The 20,549-nt window shown below is 69.2% G+C and carries 19 protein-coding genes and 1 riboswitch; of the genes, 13 read left to right on the plus strand and 6 right to left on the minus strand.

Annotated elements, in window-relative coordinates; all coding sequences use genetic code 11:
* Window positions 1-374: 374 nt before the first annotated feature.
* Window positions 375-725, plus strand: coding sequence for a YbaY family lipoprotein (locus tag UN84_RS01705; protein ID WP_052719362.1), 351 nt, complete (start codon window positions 375-377; stop codon window positions 723-725).
* 208 nt (window positions 726-933) lie between these two features.
* Window positions 934-1,683, plus strand: coding sequence for a hypothetical protein (locus tag UN84_RS01710; RefSeq protein ID WP_046079438.1), 750 nt, complete (start codon window positions 934-936; stop codon window positions 1,681-1,683).
* A 125-nt stretch (window positions 1,684-1,808) separates the two neighbouring features.
* On the opposite strand, the gene UN84_RS01715 is transcribed toward UN84_RS01710, so the two are convergent.
* Window positions 1,809-2,486, minus strand: coding sequence for a hypothetical protein (locus UN84_RS01715; RefSeq protein WP_046079437.1), 678 nt, complete (start codon window positions 2,484-2,486; stop codon window positions 1,809-1,811).
* Window positions 2,487-2,599: 113 nt separating this feature from the next.
* Window positions 2,600-2,712, plus strand: a riboswitch (TPP riboswitch).
* Here UN84_RS01715 and UN84_RS01720 point away from each other — a divergent pair.
* On the plus strand, window positions 2,702-4,090 hold the full coding sequence (locus UN84_RS01720) for a sodium:solute symporter (protein WP_046079436.1): 1,389 nt from the start codon (window positions 2,702-2,704) through the stop codon (window positions 4,088-4,090). (Overlaps the previous riboswitch by 11 nt.)
* A 69-nt stretch (window positions 4,091-4,159) precedes the next feature.
* Window positions 4,160-5,848, plus strand: a complete 1,689-nt coding sequence (gene ilvD / locus UN84_RS01725) for a dihydroxy-acid dehydratase (RefSeq protein WP_046079435.1) — start codon at window positions 4,160-4,162, stop codon at window positions 5,846-5,848.
* Between the two features lie 93 nt (window positions 5,849-5,941).
* Here the strand turns inward: ilvD and UN84_RS01730 are convergent, their stop codons facing one another.
* Both UN84_RS01730 and UN84_RS01735 read right to left on the minus strand, forming a co-directional pair.
* The gene (locus UN84_RS01730) at window positions 5,942-6,613 is read right to left on the minus strand and encodes a hypothetical protein (RefSeq protein ID WP_046079434.1); all 672 of its coding nucleotides are present in this window, start codon (window positions 6,611-6,613) and stop codon (window positions 5,942-5,944) included.
* Between the two features lie 92 nt (window positions 6,614-6,705).
* Complete coding sequence (locus UN84_RS01735) at window positions 6,706-7,071, minus strand: XRE family transcriptional regulator (protein WP_311241434.1); 366 nt, start codon at window positions 7,069-7,071, stop codon at window positions 6,706-6,708.
* 212 nt (window positions 7,072-7,283) lie between these two features.
* On the opposite strand from UN84_RS01735, the gene glaH reads away from it, so the two are divergent.
* The 5 genes from glaH to UN84_RS01760 all read left to right on the plus strand — a co-directional run bounded on the left by glaH (window position 7,284) and on the right by UN84_RS01760 (window position 13,426).
* Entirely contained in the window at window positions 7,284-8,255 is a 972-nt protein-coding gene (glaH, locus tag UN84_RS01740) for a glutarate dioxygenase GlaH (protein ID WP_107181273.1), read from the plus strand.
* Window positions 8,256-8,356: 101 nt separating this feature from the next.
* Window positions 8,357-9,553 carry an L-2-hydroxyglutarate oxidase gene (lhgO, locus tag UN84_RS01745; protein WP_046079432.1) on the plus strand — a complete coding sequence of 399 codons (1,197 nt, stop codon included), beginning with the start codon at window positions 8,357-8,359 and terminating at the stop codon, window positions 9,551-9,553.
* A 192-nt stretch (window positions 9,554-9,745) separates the two neighbouring features.
* Window positions 9,746-10,708 (plus strand): TAXI family TRAP transporter solute-binding subunit, encoded by a 963-nt coding sequence (locus UN84_RS01750; RefSeq protein WP_046079431.1) that lies wholly within the window; start codon window positions 9,746-9,748, stop codon window positions 10,706-10,708.
* Between the two features lie 23 nt (window positions 10,709-10,731).
* Window positions 10,732-11,352: a DUF1850 domain-containing protein gene (locus UN84_RS01755; RefSeq protein WP_046079430.1), complete on the plus strand. Its 621-nt coding sequence runs from the start codon at window positions 10,732-10,734 to the stop codon at window positions 11,350-11,352.
* 67 nt (window positions 11,353-11,419) lie between these two features.
* Window positions 11,420-13,426 carry a TRAP transporter permease gene (locus UN84_RS01760; protein ID WP_046079429.1) on the plus strand — a complete coding sequence of 669 codons (2,007 nt, stop codon included), beginning with the start codon at window positions 11,420-11,422 and terminating at the stop codon, window positions 13,424-13,426.
* An 89-nt stretch (window positions 13,427-13,515) separates the two neighbouring features.
* On the opposite strand, the gene UN84_RS01765 is transcribed toward UN84_RS01760, so the two are convergent.
* The gene (locus UN84_RS01765) at window positions 13,516-14,310 is read right to left on the minus strand and encodes a YbaY family lipoprotein (RefSeq protein ID WP_052719361.1); all 795 of its coding nucleotides are present in this window, start codon (window positions 14,308-14,310) and stop codon (window positions 13,516-13,518) included.
* Window positions 14,311-14,616: 306 nt separating this feature from the next.
* Here UN84_RS01765 and purE point away from each other — a divergent pair, with 306 nt between their 5' ends.
* Window positions 14,617-15,126 carry a 5-(carboxyamino)imidazole ribonucleotide mutase gene (gene purE / locus UN84_RS01770; protein WP_035593715.1) on the plus strand — a complete coding sequence of 170 codons (510 nt, stop codon included), beginning with the start codon at window positions 14,617-14,619 and terminating at the stop codon, window positions 15,124-15,126.
* Window positions 15,127-15,153: 27 nt separating this feature from the next.
* Window positions 15,154-16,266, plus strand: coding sequence for a 5-(carboxyamino)imidazole ribonucleotide synthase (locus UN84_RS01775; protein WP_035593713.1), 1,113 nt, complete (start codon window positions 15,154-15,156; stop codon window positions 16,264-16,266).
* Between the two features lie 68 nt (window positions 16,267-16,334).
* Here the strand turns inward: UN84_RS01775 and UN84_RS01780 are convergent, their stop codons facing one another.
* The gene (locus UN84_RS01780) at window positions 16,335-17,372 is read right to left on the minus strand and encodes a YeiH family protein (RefSeq protein ID WP_237022347.1); all 1,038 of its coding nucleotides are present in this window, start codon (window positions 17,370-17,372) and stop codon (window positions 16,335-16,337) included.
* A gap of 73 nt (window positions 17,373-17,445) precedes the next feature.
* Here UN84_RS01780 and UN84_RS01785 point away from each other — a divergent pair, with 73 nt between their 5' ends.
* Both UN84_RS01785 and UN84_RS01790 read left to right on the plus strand, forming a co-directional pair.
* Window positions 17,446-18,345, plus strand: a complete 900-nt coding sequence (locus tag UN84_RS01785) for a LysR substrate-binding domain-containing protein (protein WP_046079428.1) — start codon at window positions 17,446-17,448, stop codon at window positions 18,343-18,345.
* A 165-nt stretch (window positions 18,346-18,510) separates the two neighbouring features.
* Window positions 18,511-19,710 carry a cation:proton antiporter gene (locus UN84_RS01790; RefSeq protein ID WP_046079427.1) on the plus strand — a complete coding sequence of 400 codons (1,200 nt, stop codon included), beginning with the start codon at window positions 18,511-18,513 and terminating at the stop codon, window positions 19,708-19,710.
* Window positions 19,711-19,733: 23 nt separating this feature from the next.
* Here UN84_RS01790 and UN84_RS01795 read toward each other — a convergent pair whose 3' ends face one another.
* A complete protein-coding gene (locus tag UN84_RS01795) occupies window positions 19,734-20,519 on the minus strand; it encodes a TraX family protein (RefSeq protein WP_046079426.1) in 786 nt (261 codons plus the stop codon).
* Window positions 20,520-20,549 lie beyond the last annotated feature (30 nt).

The raw sequence follows: 20,549 nt of genomic DNA on the forward strand, positions 1-20,549 counted from the left end.
ATCATCGACGGCCCCGCCTCGGGAGAGGCGGGGCCGTCGTGGTTGGGGCGGCTTGCCCGGTAGACGGTACGGCGTTCGGCGCCCGGGGGATTCCATGACCCGGGTCATGTCAGGCCTCCCGCTTGCTCTGGCGGTACGTGGAAACCTTGCTAACTTGATGGAGTGTCGACGGGAATGAACCCGCCTTGGCGCCACGGGCCTATCCGGGGTGACGCGGCCAGCGGTGACGAGTCTTCTCTCCGCCCTGGTACATGAAGGAGTCATCAATGAGATCGAAAAACGGAATCGCGGCAGTGACCGGTCCCTGGATGATTGGCACTCTCGTCCTGTTGCTGGCGGCATGCAGTCAGCCACAGAGGGCGGGGGAGTCGTCGATGCAGCAGCCGGACAACTCCCTGATGCGGGTCATCAGCGGCGAGGTGTGGTATCGCGAGCGCATGGCGCTGCCCCCGGGAGCCGAGGTCATCGTGACGCTCGAGGATCAGTCGCGCGCGGATGCGCCCGCCACCGTGCTCACCGATTACACCTACACCGTCGAGGGCGCCCAGCCCCCTTATCCGTTCCGGCTGGTCTATGATCCTCAGGCCATCGACGAGCGCATGACTTACGGACTGCGGGCACGGATCGTTCACGACGGTGGGCTGCTGTTCACCAGTACGGAGCACGTCGATCCCTTCGCCGGCGAGGCGGCCGACCCCGTGCGCATCAGGGTCTCGCGGCAGTAAGCGTTGCTGGGGCCGGGGGAGATTTCCCCCCTCGCGAGTTTCCTTCGGCTTTGGCTCTGCAGGTGCGCCAGCGAGCCATCCGTGGGGCATCACGGGTGCCACGTCTGCGGACATGAAACGTGCCTGCCTGCTGTGGGCATGCCTATCCGGGCATGGGGAAAGAAAACCGGAGACCAGGGAGCCACGGATGCTTGCACGAAATGCACTGATGATCGCCACCTTCTTTGCCATGTTTTCCCCGGGGATAGCCAGCGCTCAGCAAGATGGCCTGGGCTCGGAAGCCAATGATCCGACGGCCTCCGTCATGGCCTTCCAGCTGCAGGACTTCTACACGTACCGGTACCACAACCTCGACGACGAGGACGGAAACCGCATGCAGTTCCGCGCCGCCATTCCGTTCTCGCTGGGCGACTCCAGCAACATCTTCCGGCTCACCGCGCCTTACGTGGCCGACTCGCCGAATGACTCGAGCGGCTGGTCCGACATGACACTCTTCGACCTGGTGACCTTCGACCGGTCATGGGGGCGATTCGGCGTGGGTGCGGTAGCGCTGTTGCCGACCGGGGAAGACGGCCTGAGCGCCGAGAAATGGGGCCTCGGTCCCGCCGTGGGCTTCGTGGCCAGCCAACCCTGGGGGATATGGGGGCTGTTCAACCAGAACGTGTTCACGGTGGCGGGAGACGACGACTACCGCGACGTGAATATCTCGATCGTGCAGCCGATCGTGAACTACAGCCTCGGGAATGGCTGGTCGGCGGGGGCCTCCGACATGTCGATCACCTATGACTGGGAGCAGCATGATTGGGTGAGCCTGCCCCTGGGCGTTGCGCTCAACAAGCTGGTGAGGATTCAGGAGTATCCGGTGCAGTTCACGGCCAGCTATGAGCACAACTTCTACGACGAGGGGGTGAGCGCCTCGGACACCCTCAACCTCACCGCGAAGCTGCTGTTGCCTTGAACGGCAGCGGTGAGTAGGGGGCCGCTGGTCGCCTCCGAAGCGCTAAAGATCAATGACGTCTCAGGCGATCCTGGCCCCTTCCATGGAAGCTTCTGCCTCCTCCTGAGGCCCCGCTCCGGTATCGCCTAGGGGCGGATATGGGCCATCTCCAGCAGCTCGCTCAGCGGTTCCAGCTGGCCCACGTGCAGCACCAGCACGCACTCGCCGGGTTCGTCGGCGGCGGGGCGAACGATGGCGAATTCGCCTTCCTCCAGATGGAATTCGTGGATCTCGCGGCTGCCCTCGGGCGTATTGCAGCGGATCGAGCGGTAGGCCTCGTCCTCGCCGTAGGTCAGGCGGTGATAGACCTTGAAGAAGGTATAGAGCGACAGGCCGCGGGGAAACGCCGGCCAGCGGGCCGGGTTGTCTCGAGTCTCTGAGTCGACCTCGAGGCCGTCGGCCTCGGCGCCGGCGATGGCACTGGCCAGCGGCTCGGCGAGCAGGCTGTCGGCCTCGCCCGGCAGCGGGGCGAGACGGTCCAGCGCCTGCTGGTAGCGCTCGGCGATCGCACGCAGGTCGGCCGTCTTGCCCAGCGCATGGTCGCCATGTCGCAGGTCTTCGGGGGCGCAGCCGCCGTTCTCCCAGCCGTGGATCACCCTGAGCGTCAGTCGCCCTTCGCGCATCGGCGCCTCCAGCAGCGCCTGGAGGGCGATGCGCAGGTGCAGCTGGCGCTCGGGGACGCCGTTGTCGAAGGCGGCGTAGGGCTCGGCGAAGATCCGGTGCAGGCAACCGGGGGCGTGTTCCTTGGCTTCGGTAAACGGCATGGCGGGGTCCGGGCTGGTTGTTCGAATGGCGGGAAGGATGTGTCATGCTGGCGTGGCAATCCGGATATCGGCCATTTTGGCCCTGTCTTGAGGATCGCCACTACTAATCCATTCACTGTCGCCAGGGGAGTCTCGCCGGCATCGGCGGGGCTGAGAGAGCGTGCGTCGCTGACCCTGGAACCTGATCCGGTTCACACCGGCGGAGGAAGTGCGACATGCCTTATCTGACGTCAGCCGTGCTTGGCGCGGCGCTTTTGTGTTTCACCGTTCTGGGCCTGCGTGCCCGCCGGGCCGACGGCCCGCTCGACGACTACGTTACCGCCCGCAACTCCCAGTCGGCCCCGACCCTGGGGCTCTCCTTCCTGGCCTCCGGCATGGGGGCCTGGATCCTCTTCGCGCCGCCCGAGATCGGCGCCTTCGTCGGCCCGCTGGGTCTGGCCGGCTATGCCATCGGCTCGGCGCTGCCGTTCATCGTGCTCGGCGCCTTCGGCCCGGCCATCCGCCGTCGCCTGCCGGAGGGGCGCAGCATCGGCGAGTACGCCGAGGCCTGTTTCGGCGCCGGCATCCGCCGCTGGGTGGCGCTGGTCTCGGTGCTGTACATGGGCTGCTTCCTGGCCGCCGAGCTGACCGCCATCGGCGCCATCACCGGGCTGCTGTCGGACGTCCCGGTGGCGCTGGTGGTGGTCGGCGTGGCGGTGGCGACCCTGCTCTACACCGCGCTGGGCGGGCTGCGTGCGAGCCTGGCCACCGACCGCTGGCAGGCCTGGCTGCTGCTGGCCCTGCTGGGGGTGGTGGGCGGCGTGGCGCTGGCCCGGTTGCCCGAGCTGCCGGCCGAGGCCGCGCTGCCGTCGATCCCCGCCGCGGATGCCCTGTCCGTGGCGCTGACGCTGGTGATCGCGGTGACCGCGGCCAACCTCTTCCATCAGGGCTACTGGCAGCGGGTGTGGGCGGCCCGGGACGACCGGGCGCTGGGGCGCGGCGCCTGGCTGGGCGGCGGCATCACCGTGCTGGTGGTGGCGGTGGTCGGCGGCCTCGGCATGCTGGCCGCCATGGCGGGCGTGTCGCTGGGCGAGCCGCCGATCCCGTTCTTCGCGCTGCTCGCCGAGGCGCCGGGCTGGCTGGCGCTGCCGGCGCTGGTGCTGGCGGTGACCCTGGTGGCCTCCAGCGTCGATACCCTGCAGAACGGCATCGCCTCGCTGGTGGTGGCCGGCAGCGGCCGTCGCGGCCTGTCGCTCAGGGCGGCGCGGTGGGTCACCGTGGCGCTGATGGTGCCGGTGGTGGCGATCGCCCTGCAGGGGCTCTCGGTGCTGCGACTGTTCCTGATCGCCGATCTGCTGTGCGCGGCCATCGTGGTGCCGGTGCTGCTGGGGCTGTGGGCGCGGATGAGCGCCATGGCGGCGCTGGCCGGCGGTCTCGCCGGGCTGGCGGGCGCGGTGCTGCCGGGGTGGGTCGCCTCGGGCAGTGCCCTCGATGGCCTGCTGGCGGCGAGCTTTCCCGACGGGGTGCCGACCCTGCCGCCCTTCCTCGGTGCGCTTCTGGCCTCCAGCGCGGTGGCGCTGCTGGTGGCCTGGTGGCGCCCGGCCGCGGTGCGGCGTACGGCCTGAACGGTTGCCAGGCCGGCGGATGACGGCCACCCTCTGAAGGTCATCCCGACCTGACGGAGGAGCCGCGCCATGAGTGACACGCCACAGGATCCCCGCCGCCGCCATTCCGCCCCGGTGGTGGACGGCGTCGGCAAGTCGGCCAGCCGCGCCATGCTGCGCGCGGTGGGCTTCAACGACGCCGACTTCACCAGGCCCCAGGTGGGCATCGCGTCCACCTGGAGCCGCGTCACGCCCTGCAACAGCCATATCGGCGAGCTGGCCGAGCAGGCCAGCGCCGGCGCCGATGCGGCCGGCGGCAAGGGCGTGATCTTCAACACCATCACCATCTCTGACGGCATCGCCAACGGCACCGAGGGCATGAAGTACTCGCTGGTGTCGCGGGAGGTGATCGCCGATTCCATCGAGACGGTGGCCGGCTGCGAGGGCTTCGATGGCCTGGTGGCCATCGGCGGCTGCGACAAGAACATGCCCGGCTGCCTGATCGGCCTGGCGCGGCTCGACCGGCCCAGCGTCTTCGTCTACGGCGGCACCATCCTGCCCGGCGAGGGGCACACCGACATCGTCTCGGTGTTCGAGGCCATGGGCGCCCACAGCCGCGGCGATCTCGACCTCATCGACGTCAAGCGGATCGAGGAGACGGCGATTCCCGGGCCCGGTGCCTGCGGCGGCATGTACACCGCCAACACCATGGCCTCGGCCATCGAGGCGCTGGGCATGAGCCTGCCCGGCAGCTCGGCGCAGAACGCCGTGTCCCAGACCAAGCGCGACGACAGCCGGGCGGCGGGGGAGGCGGTGCTGACCCTGCTCGAGCGCGACATCACGCCCTCGGACATCATGACCCGCGAGGCCTTCGAGAACGCCATCACCGTGGTGATCGCCCTGGGCGGCTCCACCAATGCGGTGCTGCACCTGATCGCCATGGCCGACGCCATCGGCGTGTCGCTTTCCCTCGACGACTTCACGGCGATCGGCAAGCGGGTGCCGGTGCTCGCCGACCTGCGGCCCAGCGGCCAGTACATGATGAGCGAGCTGGTCGAGATCGGCGGCATCCAGCCGCTGATGAAGACCCTGCTCGACGCCGGGCTGCTGCATGGCGACTGCCTGACCGTGACCGGCGCCACCCTGGCCGAGAACCTGGCCGAGGTCGTGCCTTACCCCGAGGGGCAGGCGATCATCGCGCCCCTCGAGGCGCCGCTGAAGGCCCAGAGCCACCTGCGCGTGCTGCACGGCAACCTGGCCCCGGAGGGCGCGGTGGCCAAGATCACCGGCAAGGAGGGCACGCGCTTCTCCGGCCGGGCCCGGGTGTTCGGCTCCGAGGAGGAGGCCCAGGCGCGCATCAACGACGGCAGCGTGGTGGCCGGCGACGTGGTGGTGATCCGCTACGAGGGGCCCCGCGGCGGGCCCGGCATGCGCGAGATGCTGACCCCGACCTCGGCGATCATGGGGCGCGGACTCGGCAGCGAGGTGGCGCTGATCACCGACGGCCGCTTCTCCGGCGGCAGTCACGGCTTCGTGGTCGGCCACGTGACGCCGGAGGCCTTCGACGGCGGCCCCCTGGCGCTGCTCGAGGATGGCGACACCATCACCATCGATGCCGAGGCCGACACCCTCGATGTCGCGCTCACCGTCGAGGAACTCGAACGACGCCATGCCGCCTGGCAGCGGCCGGCGCCGCGCTACACCCGCGGGGTACTGGCCAAGTACGCGCGGATGGTCAGCTCCGCCTCGACCGGGGCGGTGACCGACCGCCCCGACTAGCTCGCCCCGGCAGGGCCCCGAGACGCGACGGCGCCGCCCCGAGGGGCGGCGCCGTTCGTGCTTTCGGGCAGGGCGTGCCCTGCGGCCGTCGGCTTACTGGGAGAGCGCCTGGTTCATCATGTCTTCCATGCTCATGGCGTCCTCGGGCAGCTCGAAGGCGCTTGCCGCTGGGGCCTCGTCGGACAGCGAGGCGATGCGGAAGCGGTCGCCGAAGCGCAGCATGCCGAGCCCCTCTTCCTCCAGCGCCGAGGCGATCGGGTCGGATTCGCCGGTCATGGTGCGTTGATAGGCGTGGAAGGCACGCATCAGCTCACGTACCTGATCGTCGTCGCTCAGCACCAGGGTGTCGTCATGGGCGTTGCCGGCCTTGTCGGTCCACGTCAGCGCATAGACCTCGCCCTCCAGGCCGGCGATGATCTCGCGTTCGCCGGTGGCCTCGAGCCGTTCGACCGAGTCGGCCTGCTGGCTGGTCACGCCGGCCATGGCCTGATCGCCGCCCATGCTCTCGGCCATCTGCTTGAGGCGGGCCATGTCCATGACCAGGGTCTGGCCCTGCATCCGGGTGACCATGTAGCCGTTGCCGTCCTTGAGCAGCATGAAGCCCGCCTGGGCCTGCCGGGGGAAGTCCATGCGCAGGTCATCGCCCGCCCAGCGGACTTCCATGGTGGCGGTGCCCTGGTCGGAGCGGCTCTCGAGGGTGGCCTGGCCATCGGCCAGGGCGGGCAGCGAGGCGGCCAGCAGCAGGCCGGTCACGAGGTGGCGCATCGGGATTCTCCCTGATCTCTCGAATCCATGAGGTGGAAGGGCCGGCGAGACCGGCCCGGGCCCAGTGCGCGGGCGAGCGGGTCGCCTGACGGCTAGGGCGGCGTGAGTTCGTGGTCGATGGTGCTGCGCAGTGCCTGTAGCTCGTCGAGGGTGAGCTGCTCCAGGCGTCCGGCGAGAAGGTCGCTGATCTTCTGCATCGGCAGGCCCGCGCGACGGGCGATCTCGCGGTTGCCGAGATCCGATACGGCGATCAGCCGAGTGATGATGCGCATGAGGCGCGTACGTTGTTCCAGGTCCCTGACGTCGAGGTCAGGGCATCGTCGCGGAGGGTCGAGGATTTCCGCGTTGGATGGGCTTGCCGTGCTCATGATGCTCCACAGGACAGAATCGACCGCTACAGCATGAAGCCTTTTGACGCGTTTCGCCAGTGGTCGAAAGGCGGATGGCGCAAGATTCATTGCCCGCTGAATCGGCCGATGGCGGGGATGGCAAGGCCAGGGGCGGACAGGGCAAAGCGCGGTCTCCGATGCGGTTGAATCCCCGGTGTTTTTGGTCTGTGGTCGGAATGTCCGGGCGCGGGGAAGATGCAGGGACGACGGGAATTTGTTGATGTTTTATAAAAATGTCGATATTTTTGATTCATCGACCCTCGACGCCCTGGAGCCTCCCGATGACCGCGCTGACCCGGATCCCCGAACTCGCCATGCCGCTGCCCGCCGACCTGCAGGGCTTCACCCTGACGCCGTCGGCCCAGTCGCCGCGCCTGCTGCAGATGACCTTCTCCCGCGAGGTGGTCACGGCCTTCGTCGAGGCCGTGGCCGAGTGGCCGGTGCAGGCACTGGAGTACAAGTCGATGCTGCGCTTCCGGGTGGCGAAGCTCCTCGACGACCTGTGTGGCAACACCCTGCAGCCGGTGCTGATCAATACCCTGGTGGACCGCGCGACCGGCGGACTGCAGGTGGTGCCCGAGGGCCTGGACGACGTGGCCCAGGCCGAGGAGATGGTCAAGTTCGCCACCGCCGTGGCGCACCTGATGGGGCGCTCCAACTTCGATGCCATGAGCGGCCAGTTCTATGCCCGCTTCGTGGTCAGGAACGTCGACGAGTCCGACAGCTACCTGCGCCAGCCGCATCGGGTGATGGAGCTGCACAACGACGGCACCTTCGTCGAGCAGGACACCGACTACGTGCTGATGATGAAGATCGACGAGCGGCACATGCAGGGCGGCGACTCGCTGCTGCTGCACCTGGACGACTGGGAGGACCTGGAGCGCTTCTATCGCCATCCGCTGGCGCACCGCGGGATGCGCTGGGCGGCGCCGCCCAGCAAGAACGTCGCCAAGGACGTCTTCCATCCGGTGTTCGACGTGGACCGCGAGGGGCGGCCGATCATGTCCTACATCGACCAGTTCGTGCAGCCGAAGGACTTCGAGGAGGGCAACTGGCTGTGCGATCTCTCCGAATCGCTGGAGGGCAGCGCGGCGACCCTGTCGGTGCCCAACCCGGTGGGTAGCTTCCTGCTGATCAACAACCACTTCTGGCTGCACGGCCGGGACCGCTTCACGCCGCACCCGGAGCTGCGCCGCGAGCTGATGCGCCAGCGTGGCTATTTCACCCATGCCGCGACGCGTCCCCAGCGTTGAAGCGGGCGGCGACGTCGAATCGCGCCCTGAGAGTATAAAGGGGCATGACCGGGCCACGCCGTCTCCGCGGCGTGGCCCTCGCTCATCGCAACGAGGACGGCATGTACGATTTCATCATCATCGGCGGAGGCATTCTCGGCATGTCCACCGCCATGCAGCTCAAGCAGGCCTATCCGGATCGCCGGATGCTGGTGCTGGAGAAGGAGCATGAGCCGGCCTGCCACCAGACCGGGCACAACAGCGGCGTGATCCACGCCGGGGTCTACTACACCCCGGGCAGCCTCAAGGCGCGCTTCTGCCTGGAGGGCAACCGCGCCACCAAGGCCTTCTGCGACGAACACGGCATTCCTTACGCCAGCTGCGGCAAGCTGCTGGTGGCCACCAATGACCTGGAGATGCAGCGCATGCAGGCGCTGTGGGAGCGCACCGAGGCCAACGGCCTGGAGCGGGAGTGGCTGTCGGGGGGCGAGCTTAAGGAGCGTGAGCCCAACATCACCGGCGTCGGCGGCATCTTCGTGCCGTCCAGCGGCATCGTCGATTATCGGGCCGTGACCCGTGCGATGGCGGCCGAATTCGAGCGGATGGGCGGTGACATCCGCGTTGGCGCCGAGGTCACCGGGCTCCAGGAACGACGCCAGGAAGTGGTGGTGACGACCGCTGCCGGCGAGTTCAGCGGGCGCTATCTCGTGACCTGCTCGGGGCTGATGGCCGATCGCGTGGTGCGCATGCTGGGCCAGGACCCGGGGTTCACCATCTGCCCCTTCCGCGGCGAATACTACCGGCTGCCCGAGCGTCACAATGCCATCGTCAATCACCTGATCTATCCGATTCCGAACCCGTCGATGCCGTTTCTCGGCGTGCACCTGACGCGCATGATCGACGGTTCGGTCACCGTGGGGCCCAACGCCGTGCTGGCCTTCAAGCGCGAGGGGTATCGCAAGCGCGACGTCTCGCCGGTCGATCTGGCGCGGATGTTCACCGATCCCGGCATCCTGCGGGTGCTGGGGCGCAACCTGCGCCCGGGGCTCAAGGAGATGAAGAACTCGTTGCACAAGCGTGGCTACCTGGAGCTGGTGCGCAAGTACTGCCCGAGCCTGACCCTCGATGACCTGGAGCCCTATCCGGCCGGGGTACGTGCCCAGGCGGTGTCGCGGGACGGCAAGCTGGTCGACGACTTCCTGTTCGTCAACACGCCACGCACGGTGAACGTGGGCAACGCCCCGTCGCCGGCGGCCACCTCGGCGCTGCCGATCGGTGCGCATATCGTCGGCAAGGTGAAGGAGCTGGTCGGCGAGTGAAGGCGTCGTTGAAAGGCGGACCCTGGCCTGCGCGCAGGAAGCGCTAAAGTAGTCGCCGTATCGACGTTGGTGGTGTGGCCCCGCCGCGCGGGGACTGCTAGCGTTTTTCCAGGCGCGCCGGCCAGTTATCGACCGAGCCGGCATCGCTCGAACAAGCACAACAATTCCCTCGAATCGTCTGTAGGAGGCTTCATGAGCGCACTCAAGACGGCCCTCGCCGCCACTCTGCTGGTGGCGGCCCCCGCGGCCCTGGCCCAGCAGCAGCTGTCCATCGCCACCGGCGGCACCGGCGGCACCTACTATCCCTACGGCGGCGGCCTCGCCGAGCTGATCAACGAGCACGTCGAGGGCTTCGACGCCGTGGCCGAGGTCACCGGCGCCTCGGTGGAGAACATGGGGCTGGTCTGGCGCGGCGACTCCGACCTGGCGCTGGCGCTGGCCGACACCGTCTATCAGGCCTACAACGGCACCGGCGACTTCGAGGGCCGTCAGCTCGAGAACATCCGCGCCCTGGCGTCGATCTACCCCAATGCCGTGCAGATCGTGACCATGGCCGATTCCGGCATCGAGTCGCTCTCCGACCTGGAAGGCAAGGTCGTCTCGGTGGGCGCACCGGGCAGCGGCACCGAGATCAACGCCAGCACCCTGCTGGAGGCCAACGGCATCACCTACGACGACATCGACGCTCGCCGCCTCAACTTCAACGAGACCGCCGACGCCATCCGCGACGGCGACATCGACGCCGGCTTCTGGAGCGTGGGCCCGCCCACCAGCTCGATCATGAACCTGGCCACCACCCGCGACATCCGCCTGATCGGCCTCTCCGACGAGGAGATCGCCAACGCCCAGGCCGAGGAACCGGTGTTCGCCGCCTATGAGCTCAAGTCCGGCCTCTACGAGGGCATGGAAGAGGCGGTGCAGACCATCGGCATCCCCAACGTGCTGGCGGTGAGCAGCGAGATGGACGAGGAGCTGGCCTATCGGATCACCCAGACGCTGTTCGAGCACACCGATCAGCTGATCGCCATCCATCCGGCGGCCAACGACACCACCGTCGACTTCAGCGTCGAGTCCACGCCGATCGCCTTCCATCCCGGCGCGCTGCGTTACTACGAGGAAGTGGGCGCCGAGATCGCCGACCGTCAGCGTCCCTGAGGGGCGCCGCGATGAGGTGTTCGATGACCCCGGGGCGAGCCGTCAGGCTCGCCCCGTCGTCGTGGCGAGTGTGGGTCAACGCCCTGCTGGCGGCGCTGCTGCTCGGCGGGCTGGCGCCGCCGGCGCTGGCCGACTGCCCCAGCCATGAGCTGACGGTCCGCGACGCCCAGGACCGGCCGCTGGTACGCCTGCCGATGCCGGAAGGCGAGGGCTGGTGCCTGGCCTGGAACCATTCGGTGGAGGGGTTCACCGTCCACGACTGCTATCGCAACGTCGCCGGACACATGGTGCTCCAGCGCAGCCACCTGCCGGACTTCGCCGCCGGCCTCGACCACATTCCCGGCCGCGGCCGCCAGGTCTCCGACGGTCGCGGCGGCTACTGGATCGAGGCCATCGACGAGCCGGTGCCCGGCGATGCCTACCGGCTTCGGGTCGGGTCGCCGCGCGTCGATCATCGCCTGGTCGGTCGCCCCGGAGGCGCGCCGCTGGCGACCCTGCTGGACGACGCCCGGGACTGCGACGCCGGCGGAGGGTATCCCGATGCGGCCGAGTCGCCGGTGGTCGTGAGCCTGAGCGAGCTCGCCGCCAACGAGCGGGTGACGCTGGCCCTGGAGGCCGCGATGCCCGACGACGAGGGCGCCTGATAATGAACGACCTGCACCGTCGAGCAACTTCTGGCTTTCATCCAACTTCAAGAAGAGAGACACGCCCATGAGCGAAGCGGGTGCTTCCCCCATCGTCCCCGGCAGCCAGGCGCCGCACTCGCGCCCGGTGCTGTGGCTGATCAGCCTGGTGGCCGTGGCGCTGTCGCTGTTCCAGCTCTACTCCGCCGGCATCGAGCCGCTGGGGCTCTTCTACCAGCGCAGCATCCACCTGGCGCTGATCATGATGCTGGCGTTCCTGATGTTTCCGGTGTTCGGCGCCCGGCACGGAAGGGGGCCCCTGGGCGGGGCGATCGACCTGGCGTTTTTCGCCGGGGCGGTGATCACCGGCGGTTACATGGCGCTGTATCTCGACGAGATCATCAATCGCGCCGGTTTCTGGAGCCAGACCGACATCACGGTCGGCATCATCGCCACCGTCACCGTGCTGGAAGCCAGCCGCCGGGCGGTGGGGTTCGGCATGACGGTGATCGGCGTGCTGGCGATCCTCTACGCCTTCGCCGGCCCCCGCGGCGAGCTGCCCTGGCTCGGCGAATGGCTGCCCGGCATCCTCGAGCACCGCGGCTACGGGCTGGATCGCCTGGTCGGCCAGCTCTACCTGGGGCAGGAGGGCATCTTCGGGCTGCCCATGGGCGTGGCGGCGACCTATATCTTCATCTTCGTGCTGTTCGGCGCCTTCCTCGAGATCACCGGCGCCGGCAAGTTCTTCATCGACCTGGCCTATGCCGCCACCGGTCGCCAGCGCGGCGGGCCGGCCAAGGCGGCGGTCATCGCCTCGGCCGGCATGGGCTCGATCTCCGGCAGCGCCATCGCCAACGTGGTGACCACCGGTGCCTTCACCATCCCGCTGATGAAGCGCCTGGGCTACAAGCCCCACCAGGCCGGCGGCATCGAGGCGGCGGCTTCCACCGGCGGCCAGATCATGCCGCCGCTGATGGGCGCCGGCGCCTTTTTGATCGCCGAGTACACGCGGATGCCCTACCTGGAGGTGGTCAAGGTCAGCATCCTCCCGGCCATCATGTACTTCGGCACCGTCTATCTGTTCGTGCACATCATCGCCCTGAAGCAGGGCATGCAGGGCATGGCCAAAAGCGAGTTGCCGCAGCTGCGCGACGTGATGGGCGCCGGCTGGCACTTCCTGCTGCCGCTCGCGGTGCTGGTGTGGCTGCTGGTGATGAACATGTCGCCGATGCGGGTGGGCTACTACGCCATCCTCACCATGCTGGCGGTGGCGGCGCTGCGCTTCGCGGTGTGGTTCTTCTTCGTCGCGCCCAGGCGCGGCGAGCCGGTCACCGGGGCGGCGCTGGTCCAGGCGCTGAAGCTCGGTGCGCTCAAGGTGATCGAGGGGCTGGAGCTCGGTGCGCGCAATGCCGTGGCGGTGTCCATGGCCTGCGCCGTGGCGGGCATCATCGTCGGGGTGGTGGGCCTCACCGGACTGGGGCTCAAGTTCTCGGCCATGATGATGGCGTTCTCCGACGGCAACCTGCTGCTGGCGCTGGTGATGGTGCTGCTGGCCAGCCTGGTGCTGGGCATGGGGCTGCCGGTGACCGCCAGCTACATCGTGCTGATCGTGCTGGTGGGCCCGGCGCTGACCTCGGAGTTCGGCGTGCCGCTGCTGATCGCCCACCTGGTGGTGTTCTGGTATTCGCAGGATTCCAACGTCACCCCGCCCATCGCGCTGGCGGGCTTCGCCGGGGCGGCGATCGCCGGGGCCAGGCCGATGGACACCGGCTTCCAGGCCTGGAAGTTCGCCAAGGGGCTCTACCTGATCCCGCTGTTCATGGTCTTCAATCCGGAGATCATCATGGGCGGCCCGCTGCCGCTGCTGGCCTGGACCACGCTGACCGCCTTCTTGGCCCTGGCCGCCTTCGCCGCGGCGCTGGAGGGCTACCTGTTCACGCGCATGTCGACGCCGGTGCGGCTGGTGCTGCTGCCGGCCATCGTCGGGGTCTTCTACCCGAGCCTGATCGCCGAGGCCGCCGGCGCGGCGGTGATGGTGCTGGCGCTGGGGGGCAACTGGATCGCCAGCCGACGGGAGGCCGCCGTGGCCGGTTGAGGGCTTTCCCGGCGGCCGGACACCTGGCCAGACGACAGACGGCCCCGCCCGGGCGATCCGGGCGGGGCCGTGTCATGGAGCGCGATGGCTTATTGAGTCGACTGGGTGTCGTCCTCCATCATTTCCTCCACCTCTTCGTGCGCCTCCTCGGCGGCCGCTTCGGTCGCGGCGGCGGCGTCCTCGGCGGTTTCCTCGGTCGCCTCGGCGGCATCACCGGCGGCGTCCTGGGTGGTATCGACCGCATCGCCGGCGGCGTCCTGAGTCGCATCGGCGGCATCGCCGGCGGCATCCATGGCATCACCGGTGGTGTCGGCCACGGCATCGCCGGCCTGGTCCACGGCGTTCTCGGTGTCTTCCAGCGCCTGGCCGGCGATGGAACCCTGGCTGGCCACCGGCTCCAGGCTCACGGTGATCGGTGCCTGCTCGGCGTCCGGGCCGACCTCGACCTGATGGCGTTGGGTGGTGGTCCACAGCAGATTGCCCTCGTCGTCGCGGATCTCGGCGCGCACGGCGTGGGCGTGGCCCGGATCGACCTGATCGGTCGTGTAGTCGAGACCGAACTCGACCGGGTCGTTGCCGGTCACGTCGACGGTGGTCTCGCTGATGGTGGTGGCCGGCGCGTCGGCGCGGGCCACGTCGAGCAGGCTGACGGTGACCTGGGCATCGTCCGGCAGCGGCGTATCGGTGGCGACGAACTCCAGCACGCCCTCGAGGGTCTTGCTGGCCTGCTGCTCGTCGTTCTGGGACGCCTGTTCGCTGCCGGTCGTCTGTTCGGTCTGGGTGGCGGTATCGGCCGCGTTCTGTTCGCTGTCGTCGGCCTGGTCGCAGCCGGCCAGCGCCAGGGTGCCGGTCAGGGCTGCCGCAATGAAAAGTTGACGCTTCATGGTCGGTCTCCTTCAACACGTGTGCCGTGTGGGGGTGTGTGGTCGCGTCCCTGTCGACCGCTTCGATCATCACCCTATCAAGCTAATCTGCAGGAAGCTTGAAACCCGCTGTCGCCTGGTGGCGACATTATTGGGGCCGCAGGGAGGGATCGAATCGGGACGACCTGCCGCGATCGCCCCCTTTCCCGGCGCTGTGGGAGAGGTAGGCGCGTCGCGGCTCTGTTAGAATAGCGGGTTCCCGATTTTCATCATCCGCCCGCGGCGTGCGCTGCGAGGTGGCGTCATTCCCGTTTTCAGGAGCCCAGGATGACAGCATCGAACGAGACGCCGCGGGTCGGCGTGATCATGGGGTCGAAGTCCGACTGGCCGGTCATGGAACATGCGGTGACCATGCTCGAGCGCCTCGGCGTGCCCTACGAGACACGCGTCGTCTCGGCCCACCGCACCCCGGACCTGCTGTTCGACTACGCCAAGTCCGCTGCCGAACGCGGCCTGCAGGTGATCATCGCCGGCGCCGGCGGCGCGGCCCACCTGCCCGGCATGGTGGCCTCCCAGACCGCGTTGCCGGTGCTCGGCGTGCCGGTGGAGTCCAAGGCCCTCAAGGGGCTGGATTCGCTGCTGTCGATCGTGCAGATGCCCGGCGGCATCGCCGTGGGTACCCTGGCCATCGGCAAGGCCGGCGCCACCAACGCCGGCCTGATGGCGTCCCAGATCGTCGGCCTGCAGGATGCCGAGGTGCGCGAGGCCGTGGAGGCCTTCCGCGCCGAGCAGACCCAGACGGTGCTGGACAATCCCGACCCGCGCCCCCTTCCCTGACCGCGAGCGACGAGCGAGGCAACCACGATGAACATCGGCGTACTCGGAGCCGGCCAGCTCGGCCGGATGCTGGCCCTGGCGGGCTATCCGCTGGCCAACCGCTTCACCTTCCTCGACACCACCGGCCACCCCAGCGCGGGCATCGGTGACGTCATGATCGACACTGACCAGAAGCACCTCGAGAGCTTCCTCGAGAAGGTCGATCTGGTCACCTACGAGTTCGAGCACCTGCCGGTGGCGCTGGTCCAGGCGATCGAGGAGCGCAAGCCGGTCTACCCCGGCAGCGAGGCGATCCGCGTCTGCCAGCACCGCGCCGAGGAGAAGGCGCTGTTTGATCGCCTGGCCATCCCGACCCCGGCCTATCGCCTGGTGGACAGCGCCGAGGCGCTGGAGGCCGCGGCGCGCGAGCTGGGCACGCCGGTGGTCGCCAAGTCCGTCACCGAGGGCTACGACGGCAAGGGCCAGGCGGTGATCAAGGACCCGGCCGATGCGGCCGAGGCCTGGCGTTCGATCAACCACCCGCGGCTGATCGTCGAGGCCTTCGTCGACTTCGTGCGCGAGGTGTCGATCATCGCCGTGCGCGGTCGCGACGGCGAGGTGGCCTTCTACCCGATGGCCGAGAACGTCCACGTCGACGGCATCCTGCGCTACTCCGTGGCGCCGATGCCGGACCTGGACGACGCCGTCCAGCAGACCGCCGACGGCTACATCCGTGCGCTGCTCGACGAGCTCGACTACGTCGGCGTGCTGACCCTGGAGCTGTTCCAGACCCGCGACGGCGGCCTGCTGGCCAACGAGATGGCACCCCGGGTGCACAACTCCGGCCACTGGACCCAGGACGGCGCGGTGACCAGCCAGTTCGAGAACCACCTGCGCGCCATCCAGGGCCTGCCGCTGGGCAGCACCGCCGCCCGCGCGCCGACCTGCATGGTCAACGTCATCGGCCGCGAGGGCGAGGCGGCGAAGCTGCTCGAGATCGACGACGCCCACCTGCACCGTTATGACAAGGGCGAGCGCCCCGGCCGCAAGCTGGCCCACGTCAATCTGGTGGCACCGACCTTTGATGCGCTGCTGGAGAAGGTCCGCGCCTGTGCGGCCCTGCTGCCCGACGCCCCGGCGCCGAGCTTCAGCTTCGAGTGAGGCCTCGCCTCATCGGCTGAAAGGAAAAGGCCGCGCCCCTCGGGCGCGGCCTTTTACGTTATCCGGTGTCATCCCATGATCAGCACACTGGCCAGCCCACCGCCGCCCACCAACAGCGCGAACAGGATCAGCGCCAGCAGGAAGGGCTTCGGCCCCAGGGCGCGCAGCCGGGAAAGGCGCGTCTCGAACCCCAGCGCCGCCATGGCCATGGTCAGTGCCAGCTGGCCGAGCTGCACCAGGGCCGCGTGCAGCGGGGCGGGCAGGGCGACCAGGCTGTTGAACGCCACCATGGCCAGGAAGCCGAAGGCGAACCAGGGGATCACCAGGCCGCCGCGATCGCCGTCTTCGGCGTCGCCGTCCTGGCGCGGTTGCCACCACTGGCCGACGATCAGCAGGAAGGGCACCAGCAGCATCACCCGCACCAGCTTGACGATCACCGCGTTGGCCAGCGCCTCCGGACCCACCGCCTCGCCGGCGGCCACCACCTGGGCGACCTCGTGGACGGTGGCGCCGATGTAGATGCCGAACAGGCCCTGCGGCAGGTCCAGCAGCGAATAGAGCAGCGGGTAGACCAGCATCGCCAGCGAGCCGAACAGCACCACCGTGGCCACGGCCATCGAGGTAGCGGCCGGGCGCGCACGGATGGTCGACTCGGTGGCCAGCACCGCGGCGGCGCCGCAGATCGCGCTGCCGGCGCTGGTCAGCAGCGCGGTGTCGCGGTCGAGCCCCAGCAGTCGGGTGCCGATCCCGTAGCCGCCGGCCAGCACGCCGGCGATCACCAGCGTGTCCAGCACCAGCACCTTCGGCCCCAGGCCGGCCACCTGCTGCAGCGTCAGCGAGAGGCCGAACAGCACGATGCCGCCACGCAGCAGACGGCGGGTGGCGAAGGCGAGCCCGGGGCCGGTCTGGCTCAGGTGGCGGGCGAGGGGCAGATTGCCGGCCACGATGCCCAGCAGCAGCGCCGGCACCAGCGGGCTTACGCCGGCCTCGGCGAGCATCGGCAGCCGTGAGAGCGCGGTGCCGCCGAGAGTCAGCAGGGCGCAGAGGGCGAGGCCCGGCCACAGGGCTTCGCGCATCGGGGCGGTGGGGAAGGAGACGTTGTTCATGGCGCCCATGCTATGCCCTAATAGCGCTAATGGTTATCAGCTGATAACGAAACCGCTTTTCGGAAAAACCGATATGTCGCCCCAGGTCAGCTTCCGCCAGCTCCAGGTCTTCGCCAGCGTCGCGCGTCTCGGCACGGTCAGCGCCGCCGCCGAGGCGCTGTCGCTCTCCCCGTCGTCGACCAGCCAGGCGCTGGCCGACCTGGAGCGTCAGCTCGGCGTGGCGCTGTTCGAGCGCCCCGGGCGGCGGCTGGTGCTCAACGAACTGGGGCGCGGCCTGCTGCCCCGGGCCGAGGCGCTGCTCGACGACATGGCGGGCTTCGTCGCCGCGGCCCGTGAGCCAGAAGGCGAGCTGCGCGGCACGCTGGACGTCTCGGCCAGCGCCACCGTGGGCACCTACCTGCTGCCCGGCCTGGTGGGGCGTTTCAGCGAGGCGCATCCTCGCGCCGATCTACGCCTGCGGCTGCGCAACACCCACGAGGTCGTGGGCGATGTGCTGCGCCTGGAGGCTGACCTGGGGCTGATCGAGGGCGAGTGCCGCGAGCCGGCGCTGGTCAGCGAGCCCTGGTGCGAGGATCGTCTGGTGGTAGTGGCCGCGCCCGGCCACCCGCTGGCGAGTCGCGGCGACCTCGAGGACGGCGATCTTGCCGAGGCACCCTGGATCCTGCGCGAGCCGGGCTCCGGCACCCGCGAGGTGTTCGAGCAGGCCATGCGCGATCTGGGCCTGACGCCCCGGGTGCGCATATCGCTGGGTCAGCACGAGGCGATCAAGCAGGCGGTGCTGGCGGGGCTCGGGCTCGGCTGCCTGTCGGCGCTGAGCGTGGCCGGCGAGCGCGAGCGCGGCGAGCTGGTGGCGCTCGACAGCCGGCTGGTGCTGTGCCGCACCTTCTCGCTGGTGTGGCATCCCGAACGCTACCGCAGCCCGCTGTGGCAGGCCTTCAAGGTGTTCCTCGTCGAGTCTCGGGGCGATGGCTGAAGCCGAGAACCGCTTTCTTGATCTGACCCCGCAGCGCCATCGCGAGGCTGGCATACACTGAAGGCCGGGCGAGGGCAGCGGCCCGGTGTGCCTTCCAGCGGGCCAACGGCACGCGAACAGGGACGGAGAAGGACAGGACGCGATGCCAGGACGAAGGAGAGGGACATGCTCCCGGTCGTGAACGATCTGCCGCCCGCGGCGGCGGCGCTGATCGTGCTGGGCGGGCTGCTGGCCTCCAGCATCTTTGCCGATGCCGTGGCGAGCCGCACCCGGCTACCGCGCATCTCGCTGCTGGTACTGGTCGGGCTGAGCGTGGCGATCGTTCAGCAGCTGGTGCTGGGGCTGCCTGCCGGTCGCCTCCTCGACGGTCTCGGCGAGCCGCTGGTCCAGGTGGCCCTGGTCATGGTGGCCTTCCTGCTGGGAGGCGAGCTGACCCTGGCGCGCCTGCGAACCACCGGCCCGCTGATCCTGATTGTCTCGCTGTCGGTGGTCGGGGTCGGCGCCCTGGCGGTGGGACTGGGGCTATGGGCGCTGGGATTCCCGTTGGCGGTGGCCGTCTCGCTGGCGGCGATCTCGGTGGCCACCGATCCCGCCGCCGTCCAGGAGAGCATTCATGCCAGCGGCGACACTCGGCTGCGGGCCCGCCTGCTGCTGGGCATCGTGGCCATCGACGATGCCTGGGGCATCCTGGTCTTCGGGCTGGCCATGTCGGTGCTGGGCTGGGGCCTTCAGGGGGCGGCCGGTGGCGAGCACCTGCTGCTGGAGGCGGTCTGGGAGCTGGGCGGGGCGCTGCTGCTGGGTGCCGTCATCGGTCTGCCCGCGGCCTGGCTGACCGGGCGCCTGGCGCCGGGACAGCCGACCCAGGTCGAGGCCATCGCCCTGATCCTGCTGCTCGCCGGCCTGTCGACCTGGCTCGGCGTTTCCTCTCTGCTGGCGGCCATGGTCACCGGCATGCTGATCGCCAACCTGTCTCGCCACCATACCCGCTCGTTCAGCGAGATCGAGCACATCGAATGGCCCTTCCTGGTGTTCTTCTTCGTGCTGTCCGGCGCCAGCGTCGATCTCTTGCACCTTCACGAGGCCCAGGGCCTGATCCTGGCCTATCTGGCGCTGCGGCTGGCGGGGCGCCTGCTCGGCGGGATGTTGGGCGTGCGGCTGGCCCGGGTCCGCCAGGCCGACCTGCCCCGGGACATCGGCCTGGCCCTCACGCCCCAGGCCGGGGTGGCCATGGGCATGGCGCTGCTCGCGGCGGAGCGCTTTCCCGAGCATGGCACGCTGCTGCTCTCGACGGTGGTGGCCTCGACCCTGGTGTTCGAGACCGTCGGGCCCATGCTGGTACGACGGGTACTGCGAGAAGCAAGCTAGGCCGGTGGCGGGGCGAAAGGGCGTCAGACGAGCGCCAGCCATAGCGCGATGGCCGCGAAGTGCGCGGGATACCAGGCCAGCCAAAGGCGGCGCGGCATGGTGAAGGGCACCCGCGGCGAGAGCCGGTGGGCGCCGGCGGCCAGCAGCAGCGCCACCAGGCAGGTGGCGACGGTGAAGGCCTTGGCCATCGGGGAGCTGTTCATCAGTCCGGCGGTGACCAGCACCGGCAGCGCCGACATCAGCCCCAACAGGCGCGCGTCCGGCGTCGCCGCGGGCGCGTGCAGGCGCTGCATCGCCAGCATGTAGAGCGGGATCATCAGCAGGCCCAGATGCCCATACTCGACGACCGGGCCCGCCAGCGCCCACACCGCCAGGGCGGCGATCGCCTCGGCGGTCATCTGCCAGGCGGCGAGACCGCGCGCCCGCCGTGCCGGTAGGTTCAGCAGCCAGGCGCCGCCGATCAGGCCCAGCGACAGCGTGAAGCAGATATTGAGGATCAGGCCGTCGATATCCCGGGGCATCAGCGCATAGGGCAGCTGGGCGACGAGGCCGATCACCAGCACGCGGCGGGCGTAGCGCAGCGGATCGCGGGTGTTGAACAGCCCGTGCCAGGCGACCATGGCGGCGAACAGCGGGAAGGCGATGCGCCCCAGTGAGGAGTCGATCCAGTCCAGTCCCCAGGCCTCGGGCACCGCGTAGCGCGACAGATGGTCGAGGGTCATGGTGATCAGCGCCAGCCACTGGCCCCAGCCCGTCCAGGCCGAGGAAGGGCGAGCGACGCCGGCATCGGCGTTGGCGGCGAGGGACATCGCGATCTCCTTGTCATGGGTGACCCTTCC

Source organism: Halomonas sp. HG01 (assembly GCF_000968715.2).
GTDB lineage: Bacteria > Pseudomonadota > Gammaproteobacteria > Pseudomonadales > Halomonadaceae > Halomonas > Halomonas halophila.

Excerpts from the sequence above, each read along its gene's own strand:
- UN84_RS01705 (WP_052719362.1), top strand. The coding sequence starts at position 375 with ATGCAGCAGCCGGACAACTCCCTGATGCGGGTCATCAGCGGCGAGGTG.
- UN84_RS01710 (WP_046079438.1), top strand. The coding sequence starts at position 934 with ATGATCGCCACCTTCTTTGCCATGTTTTCCCCGGGGATAGCCAGCGCT.
- UN84_RS01715 (WP_046079437.1), bottom strand. The coding sequence starts at position 2,486 with ATGCCGTTTACCGAAGCCAAGGAACACGCCCCCGGTTGCCTGCACCGG.
- UN84_RS01720 (WP_046079436.1), top strand. The coding sequence starts at position 2,702 with ATGCCTTATCTGACGTCAGCCGTGCTTGGCGCGGCGCTTTTGTGTTTC.
- ilvD (WP_046079435.1), top strand. The coding sequence starts at position 4,160 with ATGAGTGACACGCCACAGGATCCCCGCCGCCGCCATTCCGCCCCGGTG.
- UN84_RS01730 (WP_046079434.1), bottom strand. The coding sequence starts at position 6,613 with ATGCGCCACCTCGTGACCGGCCTGCTGCTGGCCGCCTCGCTGCCCGCC.
- UN84_RS01735 (WP_311241434.1), bottom strand. The coding sequence starts at position 7,071 with ATGAATCTTGCGCCATCCGCCTTTCGACCACTGGCGAAACGCGTCAAA.
- glaH (WP_107181273.1), top strand. The coding sequence starts at position 7,284 with ATGACCGCGCTGACCCGGATCCCCGAACTCGCCATGCCGCTGCCCGCC.
- lhgO (WP_046079432.1), top strand. The coding sequence starts at position 8,357 with ATGTACGATTTCATCATCATCGGCGGAGGCATTCTCGGCATGTCCACC.
- UN84_RS01750 (WP_046079431.1), top strand. The coding sequence starts at position 9,746 with ATGAGCGCACTCAAGACGGCCCTCGCCGCCACTCTGCTGGTGGCGGCC.
- UN84_RS01755 (WP_046079430.1), top strand. The coding sequence starts at position 10,732 with ATGACCCCGGGGCGAGCCGTCAGGCTCGCCCCGTCGTCGTGGCGAGTG.
- UN84_RS01760 (WP_046079429.1), top strand. The coding sequence starts at position 11,420 with ATGAGCGAAGCGGGTGCTTCCCCCATCGTCCCCGGCAGCCAGGCGCCG.
- UN84_RS01765 (WP_052719361.1), bottom strand. The coding sequence starts at position 14,310 with ATGAAGCGTCAACTTTTCATTGCGGCAGCCCTGACCGGCACCCTGGCG.
- purE (WP_035593715.1), top strand. The coding sequence starts at position 14,617 with ATGACAGCATCGAACGAGACGCCGCGGGTCGGCGTGATCATGGGGTCG.
- UN84_RS01775 (WP_035593713.1), top strand. The coding sequence starts at position 15,154 with ATGAACATCGGCGTACTCGGAGCCGGCCAGCTCGGCCGGATGCTGGCC.
- UN84_RS01780 (WP_237022347.1), bottom strand. The coding sequence starts at position 17,372 with ATGAACAACGTCTCCTTCCCCACCGCCCCGATGCGCGAAGCCCTGTGG.
- UN84_RS01785 (WP_046079428.1), top strand. The coding sequence starts at position 17,446 with ATGTCGCCCCAGGTCAGCTTCCGCCAGCTCCAGGTCTTCGCCAGCGTC.
- UN84_RS01790 (WP_046079427.1), top strand. The coding sequence starts at position 18,511 with ATGCTCCCGGTCGTGAACGATCTGCCGCCCGCGGCGGCGGCGCTGATC.
- UN84_RS01795 (WP_046079426.1), bottom strand. The coding sequence starts at position 20,519 with ATGTCCCTCGCCGCCAACGCCGATGCCGGCGTCGCTCGCCCTTCCTCG.